At 57.8% G+C, this 22723-nt stretch carries 19 protein-coding genes; 8 read left to right on the top strand and 11 right to left on the bottom strand.

Annotated elements, in window-relative coordinates; translation table 11 throughout:
* Positions 1-2 precede the first annotated feature (2 nt).
* The 7 genes from pheT to AB5Y67_RS10675 form a co-directional block, all read right to left on the bottom strand.
* Entirely contained in the window at positions 3-2390 is a 2388-nt protein-coding gene (gene pheT / locus AB5Y67_RS10645; protein WP_150389087.1) for a phenylalanine--tRNA ligase subunit beta, read from the bottom strand.
* A gap of 12 nt (positions 2391-2402) precedes the next feature.
* Complete coding sequence (pheS, locus tag AB5Y67_RS10650; RefSeq protein WP_005351972.1) at positions 2403-3386, bottom strand: phenylalanine--tRNA ligase subunit alpha; 984 nt, start codon at positions 3384-3386, stop codon at positions 2403-2405.
* 380 nt (positions 3387-3766) lie between these two features.
* The gene (gene rplT, locus AB5Y67_RS10655; protein WP_005336687.1) at positions 3767-4123 is read right to left on the bottom strand and encodes a 50S ribosomal protein L20; all 357 of its coding nucleotides are present in this window, start codon (positions 4121-4123) and stop codon (positions 3767-3769) included.
* A gap of 15 nt (positions 4124-4138) precedes the next feature.
* Positions 4139-4336 (bottom strand): 50S ribosomal protein L35, encoded by a 198-nt coding sequence (gene rpmI / locus AB5Y67_RS10660; RefSeq protein WP_005336688.1) that lies wholly within the window; start codon positions 4334-4336, stop codon positions 4139-4141.
* Between the two features lie 86 nt (positions 4337-4422).
* On the bottom strand, positions 4423-4953 hold the full coding sequence (gene infC, locus AB5Y67_RS10665) for a translation initiation factor IF-3 (protein WP_196783562.1): 531 nt from the start codon (positions 4951-4953) through the stop codon (positions 4423-4425).
* A 21-nt stretch (positions 4954-4974) separates the two neighbouring features.
* Positions 4975-6903, bottom strand: a complete 1929-nt coding sequence (gene thrS, locus AB5Y67_RS10670) for a threonine--tRNA ligase (RefSeq protein WP_064337967.1) — start codon at positions 6901-6903, stop codon at positions 4975-4977.
* Between the two features lie 232 nt (positions 6904-7135).
* Positions 7136-7723 (bottom strand): tetratricopeptide repeat protein, encoded by a 588-nt coding sequence (locus tag AB5Y67_RS10675; RefSeq protein WP_162632578.1) that lies wholly within the window; start codon positions 7721-7723, stop codon positions 7136-7138.
* Between the two features lie 173 nt (positions 7724-7896).
* Here AB5Y67_RS10675 and AB5Y67_RS10680 point away from each other — a divergent pair, with 173 nt between their 5' ends.
* A complete protein-coding gene (locus AB5Y67_RS10680) occupies positions 7897-8952 on the top strand; it encodes a PA0069 family radical SAM protein (protein WP_368207701.1) in 1056 nt (351 codons plus the stop codon).
* A gap of 158 nt (positions 8953-9110) precedes the next feature.
* Here the strand turns inward: AB5Y67_RS10680 and AB5Y67_RS10685 are convergent, their stop codons facing one another.
* On the bottom strand, positions 9111-9266 hold the full coding sequence (locus AB5Y67_RS10685) for a hypothetical protein (RefSeq protein WP_368207702.1): 156 nt from the start codon (positions 9264-9266) through the stop codon (positions 9111-9113).
* A 262-nt stretch (positions 9267-9528) separates the two neighbouring features.
* Here AB5Y67_RS10685 and AB5Y67_RS10690 point away from each other — a divergent pair, with 262 nt between their 5' ends.
* A complete protein-coding gene (locus AB5Y67_RS10690) occupies positions 9529-10926 on the top strand; it encodes an alpha-amylase family protein (RefSeq protein ID WP_368207704.1) in 1398 nt (465 codons plus the stop codon).
* Positions 10927-11033: 107 nt separating this feature from the next.
* Here the strand turns inward: AB5Y67_RS10690 and gyrA are convergent, their stop codons facing one another.
* Positions 11034-13781 carry a DNA topoisomerase (ATP-hydrolyzing) subunit A gene (gene gyrA, locus AB5Y67_RS10695; RefSeq protein ID WP_043170192.1) on the bottom strand — a complete coding sequence of 916 codons (2748 nt, stop codon included), beginning with the start codon at positions 13779-13781 and terminating at the stop codon, positions 11034-11036.
* A gap of 198 nt (positions 13782-13979) precedes the next feature.
* On the opposite strand from gyrA, the gene ubiG reads away from it, so the two are divergent.
* From ubiG to yfaE, 5 genes are all read left to right on the top strand, one after another.
* On the top strand, positions 13980-14696 hold the full coding sequence (gene ubiG / locus AB5Y67_RS10700; RefSeq protein ID WP_368207706.1) for a bifunctional 2-polyprenyl-6-hydroxyphenol methylase/3-demethylubiquinol 3-O-methyltransferase UbiG: 717 nt from the start codon (positions 13980-13982) through the stop codon (positions 14694-14696).
* A complete protein-coding gene (locus tag AB5Y67_RS10705; RefSeq protein WP_150389084.1) occupies positions 14696-15391 on the top strand; it encodes an HAD family hydrolase in 696 nt (231 codons plus the stop codon). The genes ubiG and AB5Y67_RS10705 overlap by 1 nt, the downstream gene beginning before the upstream one ends.
* A gap of 622 nt (positions 15392-16013) precedes the next feature.
* Positions 16014-18281, top strand: a complete 2268-nt coding sequence (nrdA, locus tag AB5Y67_RS10710) for a class 1a ribonucleoside-diphosphate reductase subunit alpha (RefSeq protein WP_019838757.1) — start codon at positions 16014-16016, stop codon at positions 18279-18281.
* Between the two features lie 80 nt (positions 18282-18361).
* Positions 18362-19495 (top strand): class Ia ribonucleoside-diphosphate reductase subunit beta, encoded by a 1134-nt coding sequence (gene nrdB, locus AB5Y67_RS10715; protein WP_005336708.1) that lies wholly within the window; start codon positions 18362-18364, stop codon positions 19493-19495.
* Positions 19492-19815 (top strand): class I ribonucleotide reductase maintenance protein YfaE, encoded by a 324-nt coding sequence (yfaE, locus tag AB5Y67_RS10720; RefSeq protein WP_019838758.1) that lies wholly within the window; start codon positions 19492-19494, stop codon positions 19813-19815. Before nrdB ends, yfaE begins: the two co-directional genes overlap by 4 nt.
* A 117-nt stretch (positions 19816-19932) precedes the next feature.
* Here yfaE and mltA read toward each other — a convergent pair whose 3' ends face one another.
* Positions 19933-21084: a murein transglycosylase A gene (mltA, locus tag AB5Y67_RS10725; RefSeq protein ID WP_019445143.1), complete on the bottom strand. Its 1152-nt coding sequence runs from the start codon at positions 21082-21084 to the stop codon at positions 19933-19935.
* A 150-nt stretch (positions 21085-21234) separates the two neighbouring features.
* Between mltA and AB5Y67_RS10730 the strand changes: the two genes are divergently transcribed.
* Positions 21235-21486: a DUF1289 domain-containing protein gene (locus AB5Y67_RS10730; protein WP_150389083.1), complete on the top strand. Its 252-nt coding sequence runs from the start codon at positions 21235-21237 to the stop codon at positions 21484-21486.
* Between the two features lie 18 nt (positions 21487-21504).
* On the opposite strand, the gene AB5Y67_RS10735 is transcribed toward AB5Y67_RS10730, so the two are convergent.
* Positions 21505-22668 carry an AGE family epimerase/isomerase gene (locus tag AB5Y67_RS10735; protein ID WP_150389082.1) on the bottom strand — a complete coding sequence of 388 codons (1164 nt, stop codon included), beginning with the start codon at positions 22666-22668 and terminating at the stop codon, positions 21505-21507.
* Positions 22669-22723 lie beyond the last annotated feature (55 nt).

Genomic DNA, 22723 nt, shown 5'->3' on the forward strand with positions numbered 1-22723 from the left:
GATCAATCCCTCAAGGATGCATTCAACTCTTCACCAAGGGCCCGCACGACATTGTCTACGGTCTCGGCAATCTCTTTCTCCTCCAGGGTGCGCTGGGTGTCTTGCAATACAAGACTGATGGCCAGGCTCTTCTTGTCCTCTGCCATACCAGCACCCTGGTATACGTCAAACAAGTTTATTCCAACTACCTGATTTCCGCCAACTTTTTTAATTACCGCAAGCACATCACCTGCCAGAACCTGACGATCGACCACGACGGCGATGTCGCGACGGTTCGCCGGGAACTTGGAAACTTCGGCTGCCACAGGCACCTTGGCCGGGGTCAGCTTGTCCAGCTCCAGCTCAAACATCACCGCGCGGCTCTTGAGGCCCAGCTTCTTCTCGAGGCTCGGGTGGATCACGCCGATGTGGCCGATGATCTCGCCATTGCGCAGGATGGCTGCGCTCTGGCCCGGGTGCAGGGCGCTGTGCTCGGTACGCTCGAAGGTAAAGGTGGCCCCTTCGGCGGTCAAATCCAGCACCGCTTCCAGATCCCCTTTCAAATCAAAGAAGTCGGCTGCGCGAGTTTTGATGTCCCAGTGCTCGTCGCTCTGGTTGCCAGTGATGATACCGGCCAGCATCGGCTCCTGACGGATGCCATTCTCGGCGCTTTCATCCTTGATGAAACGCAGACCCTGTTCAAACAGACGCACACGCGGCTGCTGACGATTCTGGTTGTAAACAACGGCTTGCACCAGGCCCGGGAATAGAGAGACACGCATGGCGGACATCTCGACCGAGATGGGGTTCGGCAGCACGATGGCATCGCTCTGCGGGAACAGGGTTTGCTGGGTCTTGGGATCGACGAAGCTATAGGTGATCGCTTCCTGGAAACCGCGGTCAACCAGCAGGTCGCGTACGCGCTTCAAGGTCACCTGCCCTTCTGCCTGCTCAACCATCGCCAGAGAGGCTGCGGGTTTCAGGTTCGGGATGTTGTTGTAGCCGTAGATGCGAGCCACTTCCTCGATGAGGTCTTCCTCGATGGCGATATCGAAACGCCAGGAGGGTGCCAGCGCAGTCCAACCGTCAGCATCCACAGTGACCTGCATGCCAAGGCGAGTCAGGATCTCGACCACCTGAGCGTCAGCCACGCTGATACCGATCACCTTGTCGAGCTTGCTGCGACGCAGCTTGATGGGGGCCGCTTTCGGCAGATGGGCATCGGATTTGACCTCGATGACCGGACCCGCTTCGCCGCCGCAGATATCCAGCAGCAGACGGGTGGCTCTGTCCATCACCTTGGCCTGCAGCTGCGGATCAACCCCGCGCTCGAAGCGATGGGAAGAGTCGGTGTGCAGACCGTAGGCACGGGCACGGCCTGTGATGGAGAGCGGCGCGAAGAAGGCACACTCCAGCAGGACGTCGGTGGTGGTCTCGGAAACACCGGTGCGATTGCCACCGAAGATACCGGCCATGCAGGCAGGACCTTTGGCATCGGCAATCACCAGGGTGGTCTCTTTGAGCTTCACTTCGTTGCCATCAAGCAGGGTCATCGGCTCATCAGCGTGGGCGCGACGTACCACCAGTTCCCCTTCAAGCGTCGCCAGATCGAAGGCATGCATCGGCTGACCGAATTCCAGCAGCAGGTAGTTGGTGATATCGACGATGGCATCGATGGAACGAATGCCGCCACGGCGCAGCTTCTCTTGCATCCAGAGCGGGCTCTGGGCCTGCAAGTTCAGCCCCTTGATGACGCGGCCCAGATAACGGGGGCAATCAGCTGGTGCTTCAACCCGGATCGGGAAAGTTGCATCAATGGTGGCAACAGCTGGTGCCCAGGTCGGCTCGACCACGTCCACGCTGTTGAGTACGCCAATTTCACGGGCCAGACCGGCGATACCGAGGCAATCGGCACGGTTCGGAGTCAGATCCACGTCGATGGAGACGTCGTTCAGATTGAGGTAGTCGCGAATATCGGTACCGATGGGGGCATCGGCCGGCAGCTCGATGATGCCATCGGCTTCAACGTCGATACCCAGCTCACTGAAAGAGCAGAGCATGCCATGGGACGGCTGGCCACGCAGCTTGGCTTTCTTGATGGTGAAATCACCCGGCAGGGTCGCCCCTACTTTGGCCACACACACTTTCAAGCCCTGACGGCAGTTTGGCGCGCCGCAGACGATGTCCAGCAGCTCGGCTTCACCCACGTTGACCTTGGTCACCCGCAGCTTGTCGGCGTCAGGATGTTGGGCGCACTCGACCACTTCACCCACGACCACATTGTTGAACTGGCCAGCCACCGCTTCCACGGCGTCCACTTCCAGACCAGCCATGGTGATCTGCTCGGCCAGCGCGTTGTCACTCAACTCGGTGCGGACCCACTCCATCACCCAGGATTTACTGAATTTCATGTTCTCTCGCCCTTACTTGAACTGCTTGAGGAAGCGCAGGTCGTTTTCGAAGAAGGCACGCAGGTCGTTGACCCCGTAACGCAGCATGGTCAGGCGCTCAACGCCCATGCCGAAGGCAAAGCCGGAGTATTTTTCCGGATCGATGCCGACCGAACGCAGTACGTTCGGGTGAACCATGCCGCATCCCAGCACTTCCAGCCACTTGCCGTTCTTGCCCATCACGTCCACTTCAGCGCTCGGCTCGGTGAACGGGAAATAGGAAGGACGGAAGCGAATGGTCAGGTCTTCCTCGAAGTAGTTGCGCAGGAAGTCGTGCAGAATGCCCTTCAGCTCGGTAAAGCTGGCATGCTCGTCAACCAGCAGACCTTCAACCTGATGGAACATCGGGGTGTGGGTCATGTCGTAGTCGTTACGATAGACGCGGCCCGGTGCAATGATGCGGATTGGCGGCTGTTGCTGCTGCATGGTGCGGATCTGCACACCGGAGGTGTGGGTACGCAGCATCAGATCAGGATTGAAGTAGAAGGTATCGTGATCGGTACGCGCCGGGTGATGAGCCGGAATGTTCAGCGCATCGAAGTTGTGGAAGCCATCTTCAATCTCGGGACCACGGGCAACCTTGAAGCCCATCTCGCCAAACAGGCGCTCGATGCGCTCGATGGTGCGGGTTACCGGGTGCAGACCACCATTCTCGATGCGACGACCCGGCAGGCTGACGTCGATGGTCTCGGCAGCCAGCTTCTGGTTCAGCACAGCAACTTCGAGCGCTTCACGACGCTCGTTCAGCGCGTCCTGAACCTGTTGTTTTGCCTGGTTGATCACGGCGCCCGCGGCGGGACGCTCTTCGGCAGACAAGGCACCTAGGCCCTTCATCTGCTCGGTAAAAAAGCCCTTTTTACCCAGATATTTGACCCGGATTTCGTCGAGGGTAGCGATATCGCTCACGCCCTCAATTTCGGCTCTGGCTTGGCCGACTACTTCTTCAAGCTGTTGCATGTCTTCCTCGTCACCACTCCCAGTACAGGAGCCTTTAGGCTAAATAAGGTCAAGAGGGGAATAATACAAAAAAAGCCCCTTCGCTGACCATAGTTAAGGTGGGCTTTTCTCCCTACAAATCATTTTGTTATATCAAGCGAGTCTTATCGGTTGACCGCCACTTCTGAAATACTAGAACAAACACGTAGTTTGTTGGCATATAAACCCATTTGTAGAACAGGTCATCTCGCACATATCGCCTTGTGTGGAGAAAACTGTAGCGCGTGTAAAACAGTGGACAGAATATGGATGGGACAAAGGGAAAAGTAATGTAAAACCGCAAATGACAGATACAAAAAAGGAGGCCTGAGCCTCCTTTTAGCGTTTATAACAGAACTGGATTAAACCAGAGCTGCTTTAGCTTTTTCAACCAGGGCGGTGAAAGCCATTTTGTCGTGAACGGCGATATCGGACAGGATCTTGCGATCGATCTCGATGGAAGCCTTCTTCAGACCGTTGATCAGACGGCTGTAGGACAGACCGTTCTGACGGGCTGCAGCGTTGATACGCGCAATCCACAGCTGACGGAACTGACGCTTTTTCTGGCGACGGTCACGGTAGGCATACTGACCAGCTTTGGTTACCGCTTGTACCGCTACGCGGTAAACACGGGAACGGGCGCCGTAGTAACCTTTGGCGGCTTTCATTACTTTCTTGTGACGAGCTCGAGCAGTCACACCACGTTTAACTCTTGGCATTTTTCACATCCCCCCTTATGCGTATGGCAGACAAGCGACAACACGTTTGTGGTCGGCAGCAGAAACCATGAATTTCGGCCCCAGCTGACGCTTACGCTTGCTGCTCTTCTTGGTCAGGATGTGACGCAGGTGGTTGTGCTTGCACTTGAAGCGACCCGAGCCAGTCTTCTTGAAGCGCTTTGCAGCACCCCGGTTGGTTTTCATCTTCGGCATTTCATACTCCGCATTGTGAGTGACAACAAAATCGCAAGGCGAACCAACTCATGGGGCAAGCCCCATGAGTCAATTTCTTGTGGGCCTTAAGATTTCTTCTTAGGTGCGAGGACCATCACAGCTTGACGGCCTTCGACTTTCGGGAACGACTCGACTACGGCCAACTCTTCCAGATCGTTCTTGACGCGCTCCAGAACCTTGATACCAAGATCCTGGTGGGCCATTTCACGACCACGGAAGCGCAGGGTGACCTTAGCCTTGTCCCCGTCTTCCAGAAAGCGAACCAGGTTGCGTAGTTTTACCTGATAGTCGCCTTCGTCAGTGCCAGGACGGAATTTGATTTCCTTAACCTGGACGACTTTCTGCTTTTTCTTCTGTTCTTTGGTTGTTTTGCTCTTTTCGTAGAGGAATTTGCCGTAATCCATGATCCGGCAAACGGGCGGCTCAGCATTTGGACTGATCTCGACCAGATCAACTCCGGCCTCTGCGGCCAAGTTCAGAGCATCCTGAATGGAGGTAATGCCAATGGCTTCACCATCCAGACCAGTCAGACGAACTTCTTTCAGACGGATCTCTTCATTGATCCGGTGAGCGCGGGCTTGCGGTTGCTTGCCCAGTTTTTTTCCGCCTTTTATAGCTTATTCCTCCACTTTCTTTTGTCCGCGGGTCTGAACTTCCTGGGTCAACAGAGCGATGAACTCTTCAACAAGATAAGTGCCCAGGTCAGCCCCTTTACGAGTCCGTACTGCAATCTTACCGGCTTCAACTTCTTTATCGCCGCAGACCAGCATGAAAGGTACTCGCTTCAAAGTATGCTCGCGGATTTTAAAGCCAATCTTCTCATTTCTCAAGTCCGCTTTTGCGCGAAGGCCCGCATCATTCAATGCTTTGGCTACTTTCACCGCATAATCGGCCTGATTGTCCGTGATATTCATGACCACAGCCTGAGTCGGTGCCAACCAGGTCGGGAACAGACCGGCGTACTCTTCAGTCAGAATACCGATGAAGCGCTCGATAGAACCCAAGATGGCCCGGTGGATCATCACAGGTACATGGCGATCGTTGTTTTCGCCCACATAAGTGGCACCCAGACGACCAGGCAGGGCAAAGTCGAGCTGCACGGTACCACATTGCCACGCACGATCAAGGCAATCGTGCAGGGTAAATTCAATCTTGGGACCGTAGAACGCCCCTTCACCCGGCTGCAGATCGTACTTCAGACCGTTGAGCTCCAGCGCTTCGGCCAGCGCTTTCTCGGCGCGATCCCACATCTCGTCGGAGCCGATACGCTGCTCGGGACGAGTGGAGAGCTTGACCACGATGTTCTCGAAGCCAAAGGTACCGTAGACGTCATAGACCATACGAATACAGCCGGAGACCTCTTCCATGATCTGCTCTTCGGTACAGAAGATGTGAGCGTCATCCTGAGTGAAGCCGCGCACCCGCATCAGACCGTGCAGGGAACCGGACGGCTCGTTGCGGTGGCAGGAACCAAACTCGGCCATACGCAGCGGCAGATCGCGGTAGGACTTCAGACCCTGGTTGAAGATCTGGACGTGACCCGGGCAGTTCATCGGCTTGATGGCGTACTCGCGGTTTTCGGACTGGGTGGTGAACATGGCCTGGGCATATTTCTCCCAGTGACCTGAACGCTCCCACAGGACGCGGTCCATCATGAACGGACCTTTCACTTCCTGATAGTCGTACTCTTTGAGCTTGCCGCGGATAAAGGTTTCCAGCTCACGGAAGATGGTCCAGCCATCGTTGTGCCAGAACACCATACCGGGTGCTTCTTCCTGCATGTGATACAGGTCGAGCTGCTTGCCGATCTTGCGGTGGTCGCGCTTGGCGGCCTCTTCCAGGCGCTGCAGATAAGCCTTGAGCTGCTTCTTGTCAGCCCAGGCGGTACCGTAGATACGCTGCAGCATCTTGTTGTTGGAGTCGCCACGCCAGTAGGCGCCGGACATCTTCAGCAACTTGAAGTGGTGGCAGTGACGCATGTTGGGCACGTGCGGGCCGCGACACATGTCGATGTACTCTTCGTGATGATAGAGACCTGGCTGGTCATCACGGGCAATGTTCTGATCCAGGATTTCGACTTTGTAAGACTCGCCGCGCGCCTCGAATACATCGCGCGCTTCTTGCCAGGAGACTTTCTTCTTGATGACGTCGTAATCCTTGGCTACCAGCGCCAGCATGCGCTCTTCCAGGGCAGCCAGATCTTCATCGGTCAGGGTACGGTCAAGATCAACGTCATAGTAGAAGCCGTTGTCGATGACAGGACCGATGGCCATCTTGGTCTGGGGCCAAAGTTGCTTGATAGCATGACCCAGCAAGTGGGCGCAGGAGTGGCGCAGGATGTCCAGACCTTCTTCGTCTTTGGCGGTGATGATGGCCAGCGCAGCATCGGCTTCGATCAGCTCGCACGCATCCACCAGTTCACCGTTTACCCGACCGGCAATGCACGCCTTGGCGAGACCGGGACCGATGTCCGCAGCCACATCCATGACGGAAACAGAGTGGGCAAATTGACGTTGGCTGCCGTCAGGCAGAGTAATGATTGGCATTATGTGTTTCCTTATACAGTGGTGACCCCTACCAAAGGTCACATGCGGGATGGAAAAGAGATTCAAAAAGGTGATGTTCTGGTTCTCCACAGCACTTTGCGAAGACGGCCTGACACGCAAACAGCGTGTCTAACGTGACAAACCAAGCCAAAACGGCCCCATGCTACCAGAAGTCTGGCGTGCTGTATCGGATTTGCAGATATTTTCTACAGTCAAATGAGTCGCCTGCCGACTATTCACCAAGCAGAGATTGCCAGTTGAAGTCAAAGTCACTGCTCCCCTCCTCGGCCAGCGCCAGCTCTTGCAGCACCTGAAGCGCCAGCTTGTTGCCCTTTTGCGCCGCCTGATAGAGCCACTGTTTCGCCTGAGGCAGATCGACCCTGCCGCTGACCCCCATCAGATGAAGGACGCCGACTTTCAGCATGGCCGGGACATCACCATTGCGGGCAGCCTGATCCATCCAGTGAAAGGCTTGGCGCAGATCCCGCTTGACCCCGACACCGCGCAGATAGAGCTCTGCCAGCCGATATTGGCCGAAGGGATCCCCTGCCAGCGCCGACTGGCGATAGAGGCTGATGGCCTGATGGATATCCTGTTCGCTCCCCTGCCCCACCTCATGGCTCCAGCCCATCAAGGCTTGCGCCCGAGGTTGGCCTTGATCGGCCAGTGGCGACCAGATCCGGGTCGCCTCATCAAAGTGACCGGTACGCCAGGCACGGTTGGCAGCAGCCATCTCCTGCTCGGTGGAGAGCGGAAGCAGACGCCAGATAACCAGCGCAATCAGACCGATAAATAGCCAACGGGAAGTGGTGGGACTCATGATGATTTCCGTGATCCAGTTCTCATTTCGTCTATGTAAACGAAATGTAGTGCCGCAATCAAGCAAGAGATCCCTGCAACAACCCTTTTTGCACCCGGTCGCTCAGCAGTAGTTGTCATTTATCCGGGGCACCTGCAAAATAACTGTATGTATAAACAGTATAGGTGCGCACCATGGCAGGACGAGGCAGCCCCCACAATATCGATCACCGTTTTAGCGGTCCCCTTGTCGAAGCGGTCGATGATGGCTGGCAATCGTCCGATTGGGATGCCGCTTTCACTTCTTCTGTGCCTGGCACCGAGGTGCGGGAGATCGATGCACGCAGCATCATCAGCTACAACAGCTCGCCGGATGTCCCCTTTGGTCGCTCCATCAACCCCTATCAGGGGTGCGAACACGGCTGCATCTACTGCTATGCCAGACCCAGCCATGCCTATCTGGAGCTCTCCCCCGGTCTCGATTTCGAGAGCAAGCTGTTTGCCAAACGCAATGCAGCTGACCTGCTGCGCCGGGAGTTTGCCAAACCGGCCTATCAGCCACAGACCATCTTCATTGGCGCCAGTACCGACCCCTATCAACCCGTCGAGCAGCGCTATCGCCTCACCCGGCAGTTGCTGGAAGTGATGCTGGCCCACCGCCACCCGGTCGGGCTCATTACCAAGAGCGCCATGATCTTGCGCGACCTTGATCTATTGACCGAGCTGGCCAGAGAGGGACTGTGTCAGGTGATGGTGTCGGTGACAACCTTGAATGAACCCCTGCGGCGACAGCTGGAGCCCCGCGCCAGCACGGGCACCGGCCGCTTGAAAGTGATCGAGAAGCTTGCCAACGCTGGTGTACAGGTGGGGGTATTGGCCGCTCCCATGATCCCGCGGCTCAATGAACCGGAGCTGGAGCAGATCATCAAATCGGCTGCCGAGGCTGGCGCCAGTTGCGCCGATTACATCCTGCTGCGCCTGCCCCACGAGCTGGCGCCGCTATTTGATGACTGGCTCGATACCCACTATCCGGGCCAGAAGGAGGCTATTTTGAATCAGTTGCGAACCAGCCACGGTGGCGGGCTCAACAGTACCGCCTTCGGTACCCGCATGCGCGGTGAGGGGCACTTTGCCGATCTGCTGGCCCAGCGCTTTCGCCTTATCAGCAAGCGCCTCGATCTGGGTAAACGCCATATTCAGCTCAGGCTGGATGGGTTTATCCGCCCCGGAGAGCAGCTGTCGCTCTTCTAATCCCCCGGCTCACGCCCTTCACACATCAGGCGTGCCAAGAGGTTGAGAGGAAGGCCTGCCGCAACACATCCTGTGGAAACCCCGCTTTTCAGAATTTTCCAACGAAGTAGCCATGTCGCGACAAGAAAGCGCTACCCGCTAAAGAGAGGGCTAACGCCTTAGCCTGCGCGCTGATCCCGACCCTGCTGCACTATTTCAACCGGTAGTCGCGAGGGTTCATGAGCCACTTCGTGCTCATCCTCTTCATACAGCGGCACCTCTGACTCGCCCCATACCCGGCTCCACCAAATTTCCCACGTGATCCAACTGGTCATATGCAGCTCCTGACGGTGAAGGTGATGGCAACAACGCACCACTCGCCCGGCAGGATAGCGGCTGGGAATGACAGGGAAATGACAAAAAAATCACTTGTAAAAAGGCAACTGGCGGTGGCGAGGAAAAGCCGAAACAGTTCACATATTCGGCGAAATCATCCTGAAAGCGGTCACAAATCTGCAGGTTGTGGATTGCAGCTCACTCTGTTCCCGCCAAAGCTGGCTTGCCCATTCAGGCATCAATAAAAACAGGGACACAATAATGAAACACACAGCGGGAATATGGGCGATCGCAGGCATGCTGATCGCCCCCTTGGCGCACGCCGACGTCATACTTCACGCCTTCAACTGGAAGTACAGTGAAGTGACCGCCAAAGCCGACCTTATCAAGTCGGCCGGTTACAAACAGGTACTCATCTCGCCGCCTCTCAAGTCATCAGGCAACGAATGGTGGGCCCGTTACCAGCCGCAGGATCTGCGCCTTGTCGACTCCCCTCTTGGCAACAAGCAGGATCTCGAGCAGCTGATCGCCGCCATGAAGGCGCGTGGCATCGCCGTCTATGCCGATGTGGTGCTCAACCACATGGCCAACGAAAGCTGGAAACGCAGCGATCTCAACTATCCCGGCAACGAGCTGCTGCAGAGCTACGCCAGCAACCAGGCCTATTTCGAGCGCCAGAAACTGTTTGGCGATCTGGGGCAAAACTTCCTCTCCGGTCAGGATTTTCATCCGGAAGGGTGCATCACCGACTGGAACAATCCGGGTCATGTCCAGTACTGGCGACTGTGCGGCGGACCCGGTGACAAGGGGCTGCCGGATCTGGATCCCAACAACTGGGTGGTGAGCCAGCAACAGGCCTATCTCAAGGCGCTCAAGGGGATGGGGATCAAGGGCTTTCGGGTCGATGCGGTCAAACACATGAGCGATTACCAGATCAATGCCGTGTTCACCCCCGAGATCAAACAGGGGATGCATGTGTTTGGCGAGGTGATCACCACAGGGGGCGCAGGCAGCGCCGATTACGAGCGCTTCCTCAAACCCTACCTCGACAGCAGCGGCCAGGGTGCCTATGACTTTCCGCTGTTTGCCTCCCTGCGCGGTGCCTTCAGTTACGGTGGCAGCATGAACCTGCTGGCGGATCCGGGCGCCTATGGTCAGGCGCTACCGGGCAGTCGTGCCGTCACCTTTGCCGTGACCCACGACATCCCCACCAACGACGGCTTCCGCTATCAGATCCTGAGCCAGACTGACGAGAAGCTGGCCTATGCCTACCTGCTCGGCCGCGATGGTGGCTCGCCGCTGGTCTATTCGGATCACGGCGAGACCCAGGCCAAGGATGGACTGCGCTGGCAGGATTACTACCAGCGCGCCGATCTCAAGGGGATGATCCGCTTCCACAATGCGGTACAGGGTCAACCCATGCAGCTGGTCGGCAGTGGCGACTGCTTCGTGCTGTTCAAACGGGGCAAACAGGGGCTGGTCGGTATCAACAAGTGCGACTACGAGCAGGAATATTGGCTCGATACCGCCAGGTTCGAGATGAATTGGTATCGCAACTATCGGGACGTGCTCGACCAAGGGGCCGTAGTCAACGTGCAGAGCCAGTGGGTACGGGTCGCCATTCCCGCCCGCAGCGCCAGAATGTGGCTGCAGGAGTGATCCAGCCGTAAGATCAGCGGAGAGTCATAAAAAGCAGACAAATAAAAAGAGCGACCACCAGGGTCGCTCTTTTTGCTCAGAGACGTTGCTCGGGTAACAGGTAACGATTACTCGTCGCCCGCTTCCCCAGCATCGACCGCATCAGTGCCGGTCGCGGTATCGGTACCTTCAGATACCTCACCGTCAACGGCCAAAGCGTCGTTCTCGTCTTCGTCGCTCTCGGCGATACGCTGCAGGCCAACCACGGTCTCGTCTTCACCGGTACGGATCAGACGGACACCGCCGGTGTTACGGCCAATGACGCTCACCTCGGCAACACGGGTACGCACCAGAGTACCGCCGTTGGTGATCAGCATGATCTGGTCGGTATCTTCGACCTGGATCGCATCGATCACCTTACCATTGCGCTCATCCACCTTGATGGAGATAACGCCCTGGGTACCACGGCTCTTGGTCGGGTATTCGGCCAACGCAGTCCGCTTGCCGTAACCATTCTCGGTGGCGGTGAGGATGGCACCTTCGCCGCGCGGAACGATGAGGGAAACCACCTTGTCACCGGCGCCCAGCTTGATGCCACGGACACCGGCTGCGGTACGACCCATCGGACGCACGCCCTTGAAGGTGCCCTTGCTTTCGGTGCCTTCGCCGTTGTCGCTGCCATCATCGTCATTGCCAGCATCGTCGTCGGTTTCAACGTCATCGCTGACATCGGCATCAGCGCGACCGCTGCCTTCGGCGAAGCGAACGACTTTGCCCGCGTCGGAGAAGAGCATGATCTCGTTGCTGCCGTCGGTGATATCCACCCCGATCAGCTCATCGCCCTCTTTGAGGTTGATGGCGCGGATACCGGAGGAGAGCGGACGGCTGAAGTCGGAGAGGCTGGTCTTCTTCACGGTACCGTTGGCGGTGGCGAAGAACACATACTTCTCGGCGTCATATTCCTTCACCGGCAGGATAGCGGTGATACGCTCACCCTCTTCCAGCGGCAGCAGGTTGATGATCGGACGACCACGGGCGCCACGGGAGGCTTCCGGCAGCTGGTAAACCTTGAGCCAGTAGACCTTGCCACGGGTGGAGAAGCACAAAATGGTGTCGTGGGTGTTGGCCACCAGCAGACGCTCCACAAAGTCCTCTTCCTTGATCCGGGTGGCCGACTTGCCACGACCACCACGGCGCTGGGCCTCGTAGTCGGAGAGCGGCTGATACTTCACATAGCCCTGGTGAGACAGGGTAACCACCACGTCTTCCGGGGTGATCAGATCTTCGATGTTGATCTCGGCACTGGACATGCTGATCTCGGTGCGACGCTCGTCGCCATACTGCTCACGCACGGCCAGCAGTTCATCGCGGATCACTTCCATCAGACGAGCCGGGCTCGCCAGGATGTGCAGCAACTCGGCAATCAGATCCAGCAGAGACTGGTACTCTTCCAGGATCTTCTCGTGCTCGAGGCCAGTCAGCTTGTGCAGACGCAGGTCAAGGATGGCCTGGGCTTGCTGTTCGGTCAGGAAATATTGACCTTCACGGATACCGAACTCCGGCTCCAGCCACTCTGGCCGTGCCGCGTCGTCGCCCGCTTTTTCCAGCATGGCGGCCACGTTGCCGAGTTCCCAGCCCTTGGCAACCAGGCCCGCTTTCGCATCGGCCGGGGTCGCGCTGTGGCGGATCAGCTCGATGATGGGATCGATGTTGGCCAGCGCAACCGCCAGACCTTCCAAAATGTGCGCCCGATCCCGCGCCTTGCGCAGTTCGAACACGGTCCGGCGAGTCACCACTTCACGGCGGTGCAGCAGGAACGCATCCAGGATCTCTTTAAGGTTCATCACCTTGGGCTGGTTGTTATCGAGCGCCACCATGTTGATGCCGAACGTGGTCTGCATCTGAGTGTGCTTGTAGAGATTGTTCAGCACAATCTCGCCGGACTCGCCGCGCTTGATCTCGATAACGATGCGCATGCCGTCTTTGTCAGACTCATCGCGCAGGGCACTGATGCCCTCGATCTTCTTCTCTTTGACCAGCTCGGCGATCTTCTCGATCAGTCGAGCCTTGTTCACCTGATAGGGGATCTCGTGAACGATGATGGTCTCGCGACTGGTCTTCTCGTCCACTTCCACTTCAGCTTTGGCCCGCACATAGATGGAGCCACGACCGGTACGGTACGCCTGCACGATGCCGGAACGACCGTTGATAATGCCGCCGGTGGGAAAATCCGGGCCGGTGATGTAGGTCATCAGCTCGTCAATGGTGAGGTCGCCGTTTTCGATCAGCGCCAGACAGCCATTGACAATCTCGGTGAGGTTGTGAGGCGGAATGTTGGTCGCCATGCCCACCGCGATACCGGAGGAGCCGTTGACCAGCAGGTTGGGAACCTTGGTAGGCATGACAGCCGGGATCATCTCGGTGCCGTCATAGTTCGGCACCCAGTCCACGGTCTCTTTGTCCAGATCAGCCAGCAGCTCGTGGGAGATGCGGGCCATCCGCACTTCGGTATAACGCATCGCCGCGGCGCTGTCGCCGTCGACTGAACCGAAGTTGCCCTGACCATCGACCAGCATGTAACGCATGGAGAAATCCTGCGCCATCCGGACAATGGTGTCATACACAGCGATATCGCCGTGCGGGTGATATTTACCGATTACGTCACCGACCACACGGGCCGATTTTTTATAGGGCTTGTTCCAGTCGTTCCCCAACTCGTTCATAGCAAACAGAACGCGGCGGTGAACCGGTTTCAAGCCATCACGCACATCCGGCAGAGCTCGTCCTACGATCACGCTCATGGCGTAATCAAGATAGGAACTCTTGAGCTCTTCTTCGATGTTGACCGGCGTGATCTCTCTGGCCAGATCGCTCATAGAAAGCCTTATCCCTAATTAGTTGTTCTTTGGCTTAAACAGCGCGACATGGTAACACACTGAGCCAAATACCTTAAGCCACAAATCGGGTATCAGATCGGGCTGGTGTGACAAAGTCCGTCCGTTATAATGCCCGCCAGGACAATAGATTGCGCCCATGACTCAGCAGCGGGCGCCCTGCCACAGGATCTTCGAAAAATGAACAGTGATGCCAATGTCGATCTGACAGAAATCGCCAAGTTTGAAGCCATCGCCTCCCGCTGGTGGGACATGGAAGGTGAATTCAAACCCCTGCATCAAATCAATCCGGTACGCCTTGACTGGATCACCGACAAAAGTGGCGGTCTGTTTGGCAAACGCATTCTCGATATCGGATGTGGCGGCGGCATCCTCTCCGAGAGCATGGCCCGCCGTGGCGCCAAGGTCAACGGCATCGACATGGGCAAGGAACCCCTCGGCGTCGCCCGCCTGCACGCCCTGGAGCAGGGTATCGAGCTCGAATATCGCCAGATCACTGCCGAAGCCCATGCCGCCGAAGTGCCGGGCCAGTATGACGTGGTCACCTGCATGGAGATGCTGGAGCATGTGCCGGACCCCGCCTCCGTGCTGCGCGCCATCGCTACCCTGGTGCGCCCGGGCGGACGGGTGTTCGTCTCCACCATCAACCGCAACCCCAAATCCTATCTGATGATGATCATCGGGGCCGAATACCTGATGAAGATGGTGCCCAAGGGTACCCACGATCACAAAAAATTCATCACCCCGGCCGAACTGTGTCGCATGGGGGAAGCAGCTGGCCTGCTGGTGCGGGACATGAGCGGCGTCCACTACGCCCCCCTCACCAACCAGTTCAAGCTCGGCAAAAATGTCGACGTCAACTATATGGTGGAGTTTGTCCGCCCGGAGCACGGTTGATGAGTGCCTCTCACCCTCTGCCCCTGCGCGGTGTGCTGTTCGATCTGGATGGCACCCTGCTCGACACAGCCCCGGATCTGGGGGCCGCCGTCAACCATGTACTGATCAGCGAAGGCTTTGCGCCGCTCTCTGACGACATTATTCGTCAGACCACCTCCCACGGGGCGCTCGGGCTGCTGAAAGCGGGCCTCGACGACGAACTGCTTGAAGAGCTGGGGGCCACGCGCCTGCGCAATGCCCTGCTCGACTACTACGCGGCCAATCTCTGCGTCGGTACCCGTCCCTATGAGGGAATGGTGGATCTTATCGAGTGGCTCGACGAGAAACTGCTCCCCTGGGGCATAGTCACCAACAAGCCGGGCTTTCTCACCGAGCCGCTGCTGGCGGCCCTGCCAGAGCTTGCCAGTTGCGGCGTCACCGTCAGCGCCGACACCCTGCCGGTACGCAAGCCCGACCCCGCCCCCATGTTCTTTGCTTGTGAAAAGCTGGGGGTCGAGGCGGCTCACTGCCTCTATGTGGGGGATCATGTGCGGGATATCGAAGCGGGCCGCAACGCCGGCATGCGCACTGCGGTCGCTGGCTGGGGCTATCTCAATAATGAGGAAGATCCCGCCCAATGGGGCGCCGATCTGCAGTTTGATACCGTGCAGGCCCTGCACCACTGGCTCCGCTATGAGTTGACGGCCAAAGCGTAACGCGCAGCCTTACCGGCTGACATGCGATAACGGGGCGAAGAGACTCTCCGCCCCTTGCATCTTTCCTTTACGCTCCTGCGTCCTGCGCCACCATCACTCGTCTATTCATGGATAATAAAGGCAGCTTTCTGCCTGTTGGATACCCATTTGACAAGCTCGCAGCCATCACAAAGCGGCTACAAACCACCGTCATCTGATGCAAAGCCCTTGCCACGCTGAGCCCGCGGCTGCGACAACTGGACAGCTTTTGACCCTTGTTGCATAAGGGATAATCAGCCGCCGTTTGCTAGTAAAAAGCCCCCCGTTTCGCAAGCAAAAAAAGTTATTTAAATTTTCCATCTTCGATCGGGAGACTTGCATTTAGCGGAGCGGACGAATGAAAACCCGCTCACTGTGAGCAGTCACTAACTGATGGGGCAAGACTCACAATTTATCCACAGCTCGTCACTTATCCACACATTGCAATGGCGGGCTGACCTCACTATCTTGTAGCTCGAACTTAAAATAACACTACATCTTGTGATTCATCGCACAATCTCTACCCAACTCCCGCATATCGCCGGGGCAAGGGTAGCGCCATTGTGCGATGGTTTTTCGGGAATCAACTGAAGGTCATCAGCCAATGAACTTGTTTGTGACGAAGCGTAACGGACACAAAGAACCCATCGATCTGGATAAAATTCACCGCGTGCTGGACTGGGCCGCCGAAGGGCTCGACAACGTGTCGGTCTCCCAGGTAGAGCTCAAATCCCACATCCAGTTCTATGACGGTATCCGTACCGCCGACATTCACGAAACCATCATCAAGGCAACGGCTGACCTCATCTCCGAGCAGACCCCGGACTACCAGTACATGGCAGCCCGTCTGGCCATCTTCCACCTGCGCAAGAAGGCCTACGGCCAGTTCGAACCGCCCCACCTCTACCAGCACGTGGCTCGTCTGGTGGACATGGGCAAGTACGACAAGCACCTGCTGGAAGACTACACCCAGGCCGAATTCGAAGAGCTGAACACCCATCTGGATCACTGGCGCGACATGGATTTCTCCTACGCGGCAGTCAAACAGCTGGAAGGCAAATATCTGGTCCAGAACCGCGTCACCGGCGAGATCTACGAGAGCCCGCAGTTCCTCTATATGCTGGTTGCGGCCTGCCTCTTCTCCAAGTATCCGAAAGATACCCGTCTGGACTACATCAAGCGCTTCTATGATGCGGTCTCGACCTTCAAGATCTCCCTGCCGACCCCGATCATGAGCGGCGTGCGCACCCCGACCCGTCAGTTCAGCTCCTGCGTACTGATCGAGTGCGATGACAGCCTGGACTCCATCAACGCCACCGCCAGCTCCATCGTGCGTTACGTTTCCCAGCGCGCCGGTATCGGCATCAACGCCGGTCGCATCCGCGGTCTGGGCAGCCCCATCCGTGGTGGCGAAGCGTTCCACACCGGTTGCATCCCCTTCTACAAATACTTCCAGACTGCCGTGAAGTGCTGCTCCCAGGGCGGCGTGCGCGGCGGTGCGGCCACCCTGTTCTACCCGCTGTGGCATACCGAAGTCGAGAGCCTGCTGGTACTGAAGAACAACCGCGGCGTGGAAGAAAACCGTGTCCGTCACATGGACTACGGCGTGCAGATCAACAAACTGATGTACCAGCGCCTCATCAAGGGTGGTGACATCACCCTGTTCTCCCCGTCCGATGCGCCGGGTCTGTACGATGCCTTCTTCGCCGATCAGGACAAGTTTGAAGAGCTCTACGTCAAGTACGAGCAGGATCCGGCCATTCGCAAGAAGACCCTGAAAGCGGTAGACCTCTTCTCCCTGATGATGCAGGAGCGTGCCGGTACAGGTCGCATTTACATCCAGAACGTGGATCACTGCAACACCCACAGCCCGTTCGACCCGAGCGTGGCGCCGGTACGCCAGTCCAACCTCTGCCTCGAGATTGCGCTGCCGACCAAGCCGCTCAACAACATCGACGACGAGAGTGGCGAAATCGCCCTGTGCACCCTCTCCGCCTTCAACCTCGGTGCCATCGAGAAGCTGGAAGATCTGGAAGAGATGGCCGATCTGGCCGTGCGTGCCCTCGATGCCCTGCTCGACTATCAGGATTACCCGATTGCCGCCGCCAAGAAGGGCAGCATGGGTCGTCGCACCCTGGGGATCGGCGTCATCAACTACGCCTACTACCTGGCCAAAAACGGTGCCCGCTACTCCGACGGCTCCGGTCTGGCCCTGACTCACCGTACCTTCGAGGCCATTCAGTACTACCTGCTGAAAGCCTCCGTGCAGCTGGCCCGCGAGTTCGGCCCCTGCCCGCTGTTTGGCGAGACCACCTATGCCCAGGGCATCCTGCCCATCGACACCTACAAGAAGGATCTGGATGCGCTGTGCAACGAGCCTCTGCATCTGGATTGGGAAAGTCTGCGTGAAGAGATCAAGTCCGTGGGCTTGCGCAACTCCACCCTGACCGCCCTGATGCCGAGCGAGACCTCCAGCCAGATCTCCAACGCCACCAACGGCATTGAGCCGCCACGCGGCCTGGTCTCGGTCAAGGCCTCCAAAGATGGCATTCTCAAACAGGTGGTGCCCGAGTATGATCGCCTGAAAGATCAATACGAATTGCTCTGGAAGCAACCGAGCGTTGACGGCTACCTGCAGCTGGTCGGTATCATGCAGAAGTTTGTGGATCAGGCGATCTCCGCCAACACCAACTACGACCCTGCCCGTTTCGAAGGCAACAAGGTCCCGATGAAACAGCTGCTCAAGGACTTGCTGACCGCCTACAAATACGGCCTCAAGACCCTGTACTATCACAACACCCGTGATGGTGCAGACGATGCCCAGACCGATCTGCAAGATGACGGTTGCGCTGGCGGGGCTTGCAAAATCTAAGTCACGGCAAGAACTGATAACCGGGCGGGAGCGACAAGCTCCCGCTCTCCTGTTTTCTCCATACAGACATTCTGGTAACCATGGCCTATTCAACTTTCTGCCAAACCCAAAACGACCAGCTCAAAGAGCCGATGTTTTTTGGCCAATCGGTCAACGTAGCCCGTTATGATCAACAAAAGCACGAAGTGTTCGAGCGGCTGATCGAGAAGCAGCTCTCCTTCTTCTGGCGCCCGGAAGAGGTGGATGTCTCCCGTGATCGCATCGACTATCAGGCCCTGCCGCCCCATGAGCAGCACATTTTCATCTCCAACCTGAAGTACCAGACCCTGCTGGACTCCATTCAGGGTCGCAGCCCCAACGTGGCCCTGCTGCCGCTGGTCTCCATTCCGGAGCTGGAAACCTGGATCGAGACTTGGGCCTTCTCCGAGACCATCCACTCTCGCTCCTACACCCATATCATCCGCAATATCGTCAACACCCCCGCCCAGGTGTTCGACGACATCGTGACCAATGAGCAGATCTTGAAGCGCGCCGGCTCCATCAGCCACTTCTACGACGACCTGATCGAAGCGACCGCCCTCTACAACCTGCATGGTGAAGGGACCCACACCGTCGCGGGCCGCGAAGTGACCATCACATTGCGCGAGCTCAAGAAGAAGCTCTATCTGTGCCTGATGAGCGTCAACGCGCTGGAGGCAATCCGCTTCTACGTCAGCTTCGCCTGCTCCTTTGCCTTCGCCGAGCGTGAACTGATGGAAGGCAACGCCAAGATCATCAAGATGATCGCCCGCGACGAAGCGCTGCACCTCACCGGCACCCAGCACATGCTGAACCTGATGCGCACCGGCCAGGATGACCCGGAGATGGCCGAGATCGCCGCCGAGTGCGAACAGGCCTGCTTCGAGATCTTCAAGGAGGCGGCCATTCAGGAGAAGGAGTGGGCCGAGTACCTGTTCCAGGACGGCTCCATGATCGGCCTGAACAAGGACATCCTCTGCCAGTACGTGGAGTACATCACCAACTTGCGCATGAGCGCGGTCGGCCTGCAGCCAGCCTTTGCCGGCACCAAGCAGAACCCGATCCCCTGGATCAACACCTGGCTGTCATCCGACAACGTGCAGGTCGCCCCGCAAGAGGTAGAGGTCAGCTCCTATCTGGTCGGTCAGATCGACAGCGAAGTCAATGCCGATGACCTGGGTGATTTCGAGCTGTGAGTGATGCCACCAACACGCTGACCCCTGCCCCGCACGCAGCTGCTGAACAGCAGGCGGTCGTGGCACCACGGGTACATACCCGGGATGGTGCCGTGCTGCACGCCCATCCCGGCGAAAGCGTGTTGGAGACCCTGGAGCGCCATGGTCATCATGTGGAATTTCAGTGTCGCAGCGGCTATTGCGGCGCCTGCCGCACTCCGCTGATGGCTGGCAAGGTGCACTATCCTGCGGTGCCGCTGGCATTTGTCGCCCAAGGGGAGTGCCTCCCCTGCTGCTGCAAACCGGTCGGCGCCATCCGGCTGGATATCCAGAAGAGCTGACACAGCCACCAGCTGCCACTCTCACAAAATAGAAAGCCGCCGGAGCAATCCGGCGGCTTTTTTTGTCTCTTCACATTGCTCGGGCGCCCGATGACAGACGCCCAAACCCTCAGAGGATTACAACCAGGGGGCGGCAGTCGGCCCATGGTGCAGGCCCAGTTTCCAGACTCGGCCGAAGTGCTTGTAGTGACCGGCTGCGACGCCAGCCTTCTCGCCCATGCCGTGGTAGAGATCGAGGTGGCCCTTCTTCACCGCCCCGCCCACATCCAGCGCAATCAACAGCCGCAGCTGGTGCTTGCCGGTCCAGTTGCCCTCTTTGTCGAGCAAAGGGACTTCGGCAAGGATCGGGGTCCCCATCGGCAGCAAGGTCTTGTCGGCGGCAACGGCCGCCAGCGGCAGCAGCGGGATACCGGCGGCGCCGATCACATCATTGGTGGGTCGACGCTCGAAGAAGACATAGGAGGGGTTCTGCTCCACCAGCTCCTTGACGCTCTCCTCCGGCTGGCGGTTGGCCCACTCCTTGATGGCCTTCATCGACATCTGCTCTTTGGGCACTTCACCGCGGTCGATCAGTACCCGGCCGATACTGACGTAACCGTGGCCGTTCTTGCCGCTATAGCCCAGATATTGCAGCCGATCGTCATCCCCGTAGTGGACAAAGCCCGAGCCCTGCACATCCATCAGGAAGTTGTCGATAAGGGATTTGCTGTAACCCAGCTCCAGCCCGCGGTTGGCCAGGGCCCCCTGATGGATCTCGGCCCGGGTCGGACAACGACCGCCACATTTGGGCATGGCATAGATGGGATATTTGTATTTGGCATCCGGGCGGTGGCGCACCTCCAGCACCGGCGAGTAGTAACCGGTAAAGAGCACGTTGCCCATGCGATCGGCACCGCCCAGCTGAGCGAGGCTGATACCGTAACGGGTGATGTCGGCAGGATTGCCACCGCCCGCTACCCAGCGGGAGAGCTGGTGATAGAGCTCGCCATAACGGCGGGTCATCTTGCCGGAGCGCTCCAATACCAGTCTGCTTTGCGGGCCAAACTTGCTGTAGTCGGCACGCGCACGGCTATTGACCCGCTCCACCCTCACCAGATCCTCTGGCAAGGTCCCGTCCAGATACTGCTTGCCCAGATTTTCCGGCACCTCGCAGTTAAGAAAGCATCTGTTGTCGGTCTGTTTTTTGGGCACTTCTGCTTTGTCAGAATTGCCCGCACAACCGGCCAGTCCCAGCACTGCGGCGGTCAGCCAGTACGCGTGTTTGTTCATATGTCCTCATATAACGCCAAGAGCCATGCTCGGCGGGGAAGATGCCAAATTTGCAGGGGGAAAGCAAACGACATCAATCACTTGAAGCAGGATTTCTCCAAAGGGGATCCGCTGGGTTATAACAAGGTGACAGGATGTGCGAGGTGATGGATGGAACAGCTCGAAATATTCCCGCTGCAGAGCCCCTGCATCGGGGTCTGCGAAGTGAACAACAAAGGCTACTGCAAGGGGTGCATGCGCAATCGCGAAGAGCGTTTCAACTGGCTCACTATGACCCCTGCCCAGCAACAAGAGGTGATGCGCCTGTGCCGGGATCGCAAACGCCGGGTCGAGGCTGCGCGGCGCAAGGCACAGGAAGGCGCGCCCAATGAACCACAAGCACAACCAGGCTGGGATTTTTAAGCGCCTCCCATAGGCCCCCTACTCCCCGCCCCCCATCCCCGCTACCCGGGCCAGTTCACTAAACGCCACAAACAGATGATAAAACGTGCTGGCTGGCGCATGAGAGGTCAGCGGCTTTCCCTCGCTATCTACTTGATCAATCCATTGTCCGGGCGGTGCGGGCAACAGGTAGTAGTGGAAGATCCGCGCAACCACCTCGCTGATCTGGCAGGCGGTAGCCTCATCCCCCTGATGCTCATAGGCCGCCAGGAGCGCTTTCAAATGTTCGGTCTGGCACCAGAGCCGGCTGGTATCGCGATAGATTTGCCCATCATCGGTCAGCTCATCGATAACTAGCCCGGTTTGCCCGTGCCCGTGGCGGATGGCAAAGCGGGTCAATATCCCGATTGCCTCGTCAATCTCGGTGCTGGTTGGCCGGATTTCCCAGTTGCTAGCAAGGGTCCGGTAGCGCGCCAGCAGCCAGCCCCACTCGTAGTGATGACCCGGGTCGATAAGACGGGAATCGGCATGACGCACCAGCAGCGCGTCGTCGAAAAACTCGCGCAGTAAACCGGGTTCCAGAAAACGCTGACGAAACAGCCGATACAGCGCGGTTGCCCGCTGCTGCCATATCACATCATCAAAGCTGTCTGCCGCCACCAACAGCGCCTCGAACAGATGCATATGGGGATTTTGGCTGCGCAGTGGGCCAGATGGCCAACTGGAGTGGAATCCACCGTGCAGCGGGTCCGCAAAGAGTTGCTCAATGGTCTGATAGCGCGACTCGGCCTGTTGTTGCCAGCGTGGATCGCCACTCAGACGATAGAGCCAACACTCAGCCAGCAGGGCAAACGCGTATTCATAGCTGCAGACTGATGCGTCAGCAATCGAACCATCCCGATTAATGGAGAAAACGCTATGCCCAGCCCCATCGTCAAAATGACCCATACCGACCAAAGCAGAACGCTCGGCAAGGGTGCGCCCGTCGTACCACCCCAGCAGGGTGGCGTGGCTGAACACATAGATCTGGCGGCTCTGCACCCGAAAACGGGTCGGCTGCCACAAAGGCTGGCCAGCACTATCCAATCCCTCGGCAAACAGACCACGCTCGGGGTCAACCCCCTGCGCGCCCCAAAGGGGCAGCGCCTCGGAGACCAGCCAGCGATGGCAACGCTGTGCGGCCTCAGTCACCTCGATATGCATAAATTACCTCTCGCAACGGCGATAAAAAGGGAGAGCCAGGCTCTCCCTTTGTTGA

The organism is Aeromonas sp. s12, from assembly GCF_040907925.1.
Lineage (GTDB): Bacteria > Pseudomonadota > Gammaproteobacteria > Enterobacterales > Aeromonadaceae > Aeromonas > Aeromonas veronii.

Bases quoted from the DNA above. Each gene is read 5' to 3' on its own strand.
- pheT (WP_150389087.1), bottom strand. From the start codon at position 2,390: ATGAAATTCAGTAAATCCTGGGTGATGGAGTGGGTCCGCACCGAGTTG.
- pheS (WP_005351972.1), bottom strand. From the start codon at position 3,386: ATGCAACAGCTTGAAGAAGTAGTCGGCCAAGCCAGAGCCGAAATTGAG.
- rplT (WP_005336687.1), bottom strand. From the start codon at position 4,123: ATGCCAAGAGTTAAACGTGGTGTGACTGCTCGAGCTCGTCACAAGAAA.
- rpmI (WP_005336688.1), bottom strand. From the start codon at position 4,336: ATGCCGAAGATGAAAACCAACCGGGGTGCTGCAAAGCGCTTCAAGAAG.
- thrS (WP_064337967.1), bottom strand. From the start codon at position 6,903: ATGCCAATCATTACTCTGCCTGACGGCAGCCAACGTCAATTTGCCCAC.
- AB5Y67_RS10675 (WP_162632578.1), bottom strand. From the start codon at position 7,723: ATGAGTCCCACCACTTCCCGTTGGCTATTTATCGGTCTGATTGCGCTG.
- AB5Y67_RS10680 (WP_368207701.1), top strand. From the start codon at position 7,897: ATGGCAGGACGAGGCAGCCCCCACAATATCGATCACCGTTTTAGCGGT.
- AB5Y67_RS10685 (WP_368207702.1), bottom strand. From the start codon at position 9,266: ATGACCAGTTGGATCACGTGGGAAATTTGGTGGAGCCGGGTATGGGGC.
- AB5Y67_RS10690 (WP_368207704.1), top strand. From the start codon at position 9,529: ATGAAACACACAGCGGGAATATGGGCGATCGCAGGCATGCTGATCGCC.
- gyrA (WP_043170192.1), bottom strand. From the start codon at position 13,781: ATGAGCGATCTGGCCAGAGAGATCACGCCGGTCAACATCGAAGAAGAG.
- ubiG (WP_368207706.1), top strand. From the start codon at position 13,980: ATGAACAGTGATGCCAATGTCGATCTGACAGAAATCGCCAAGTTTGAA.
- AB5Y67_RS10705 (WP_150389084.1), top strand. From the start codon at position 14,696: ATGAGTGCCTCTCACCCTCTGCCCCTGCGCGGTGTGCTGTTCGATCTG.
- nrdA (WP_019838757.1), top strand. From the start codon at position 16,014: ATGAACTTGTTTGTGACGAAGCGTAACGGACACAAAGAACCCATCGAT.
- nrdB (WP_005336708.1), top strand. From the start codon at position 18,362: ATGGCCTATTCAACTTTCTGCCAAACCCAAAACGACCAGCTCAAAGAG.
- mltA (WP_019445143.1), bottom strand. From the start codon at position 21,084: ATGAACAAACACGCGTACTGGCTGACCGCCGCAGTGCTGGGACTGGCC.
- AB5Y67_RS10730 (WP_150389083.1), top strand. From the start codon at position 21,235: ATGGAACAGCTCGAAATATTCCCGCTGCAGAGCCCCTGCATCGGGGTC.
- AB5Y67_RS10735 (WP_150389082.1), bottom strand. From the start codon at position 22,668: ATGCATATCGAGGTGACTGAGGCCGCACAGCGTTGCCATCGCTGGCTG.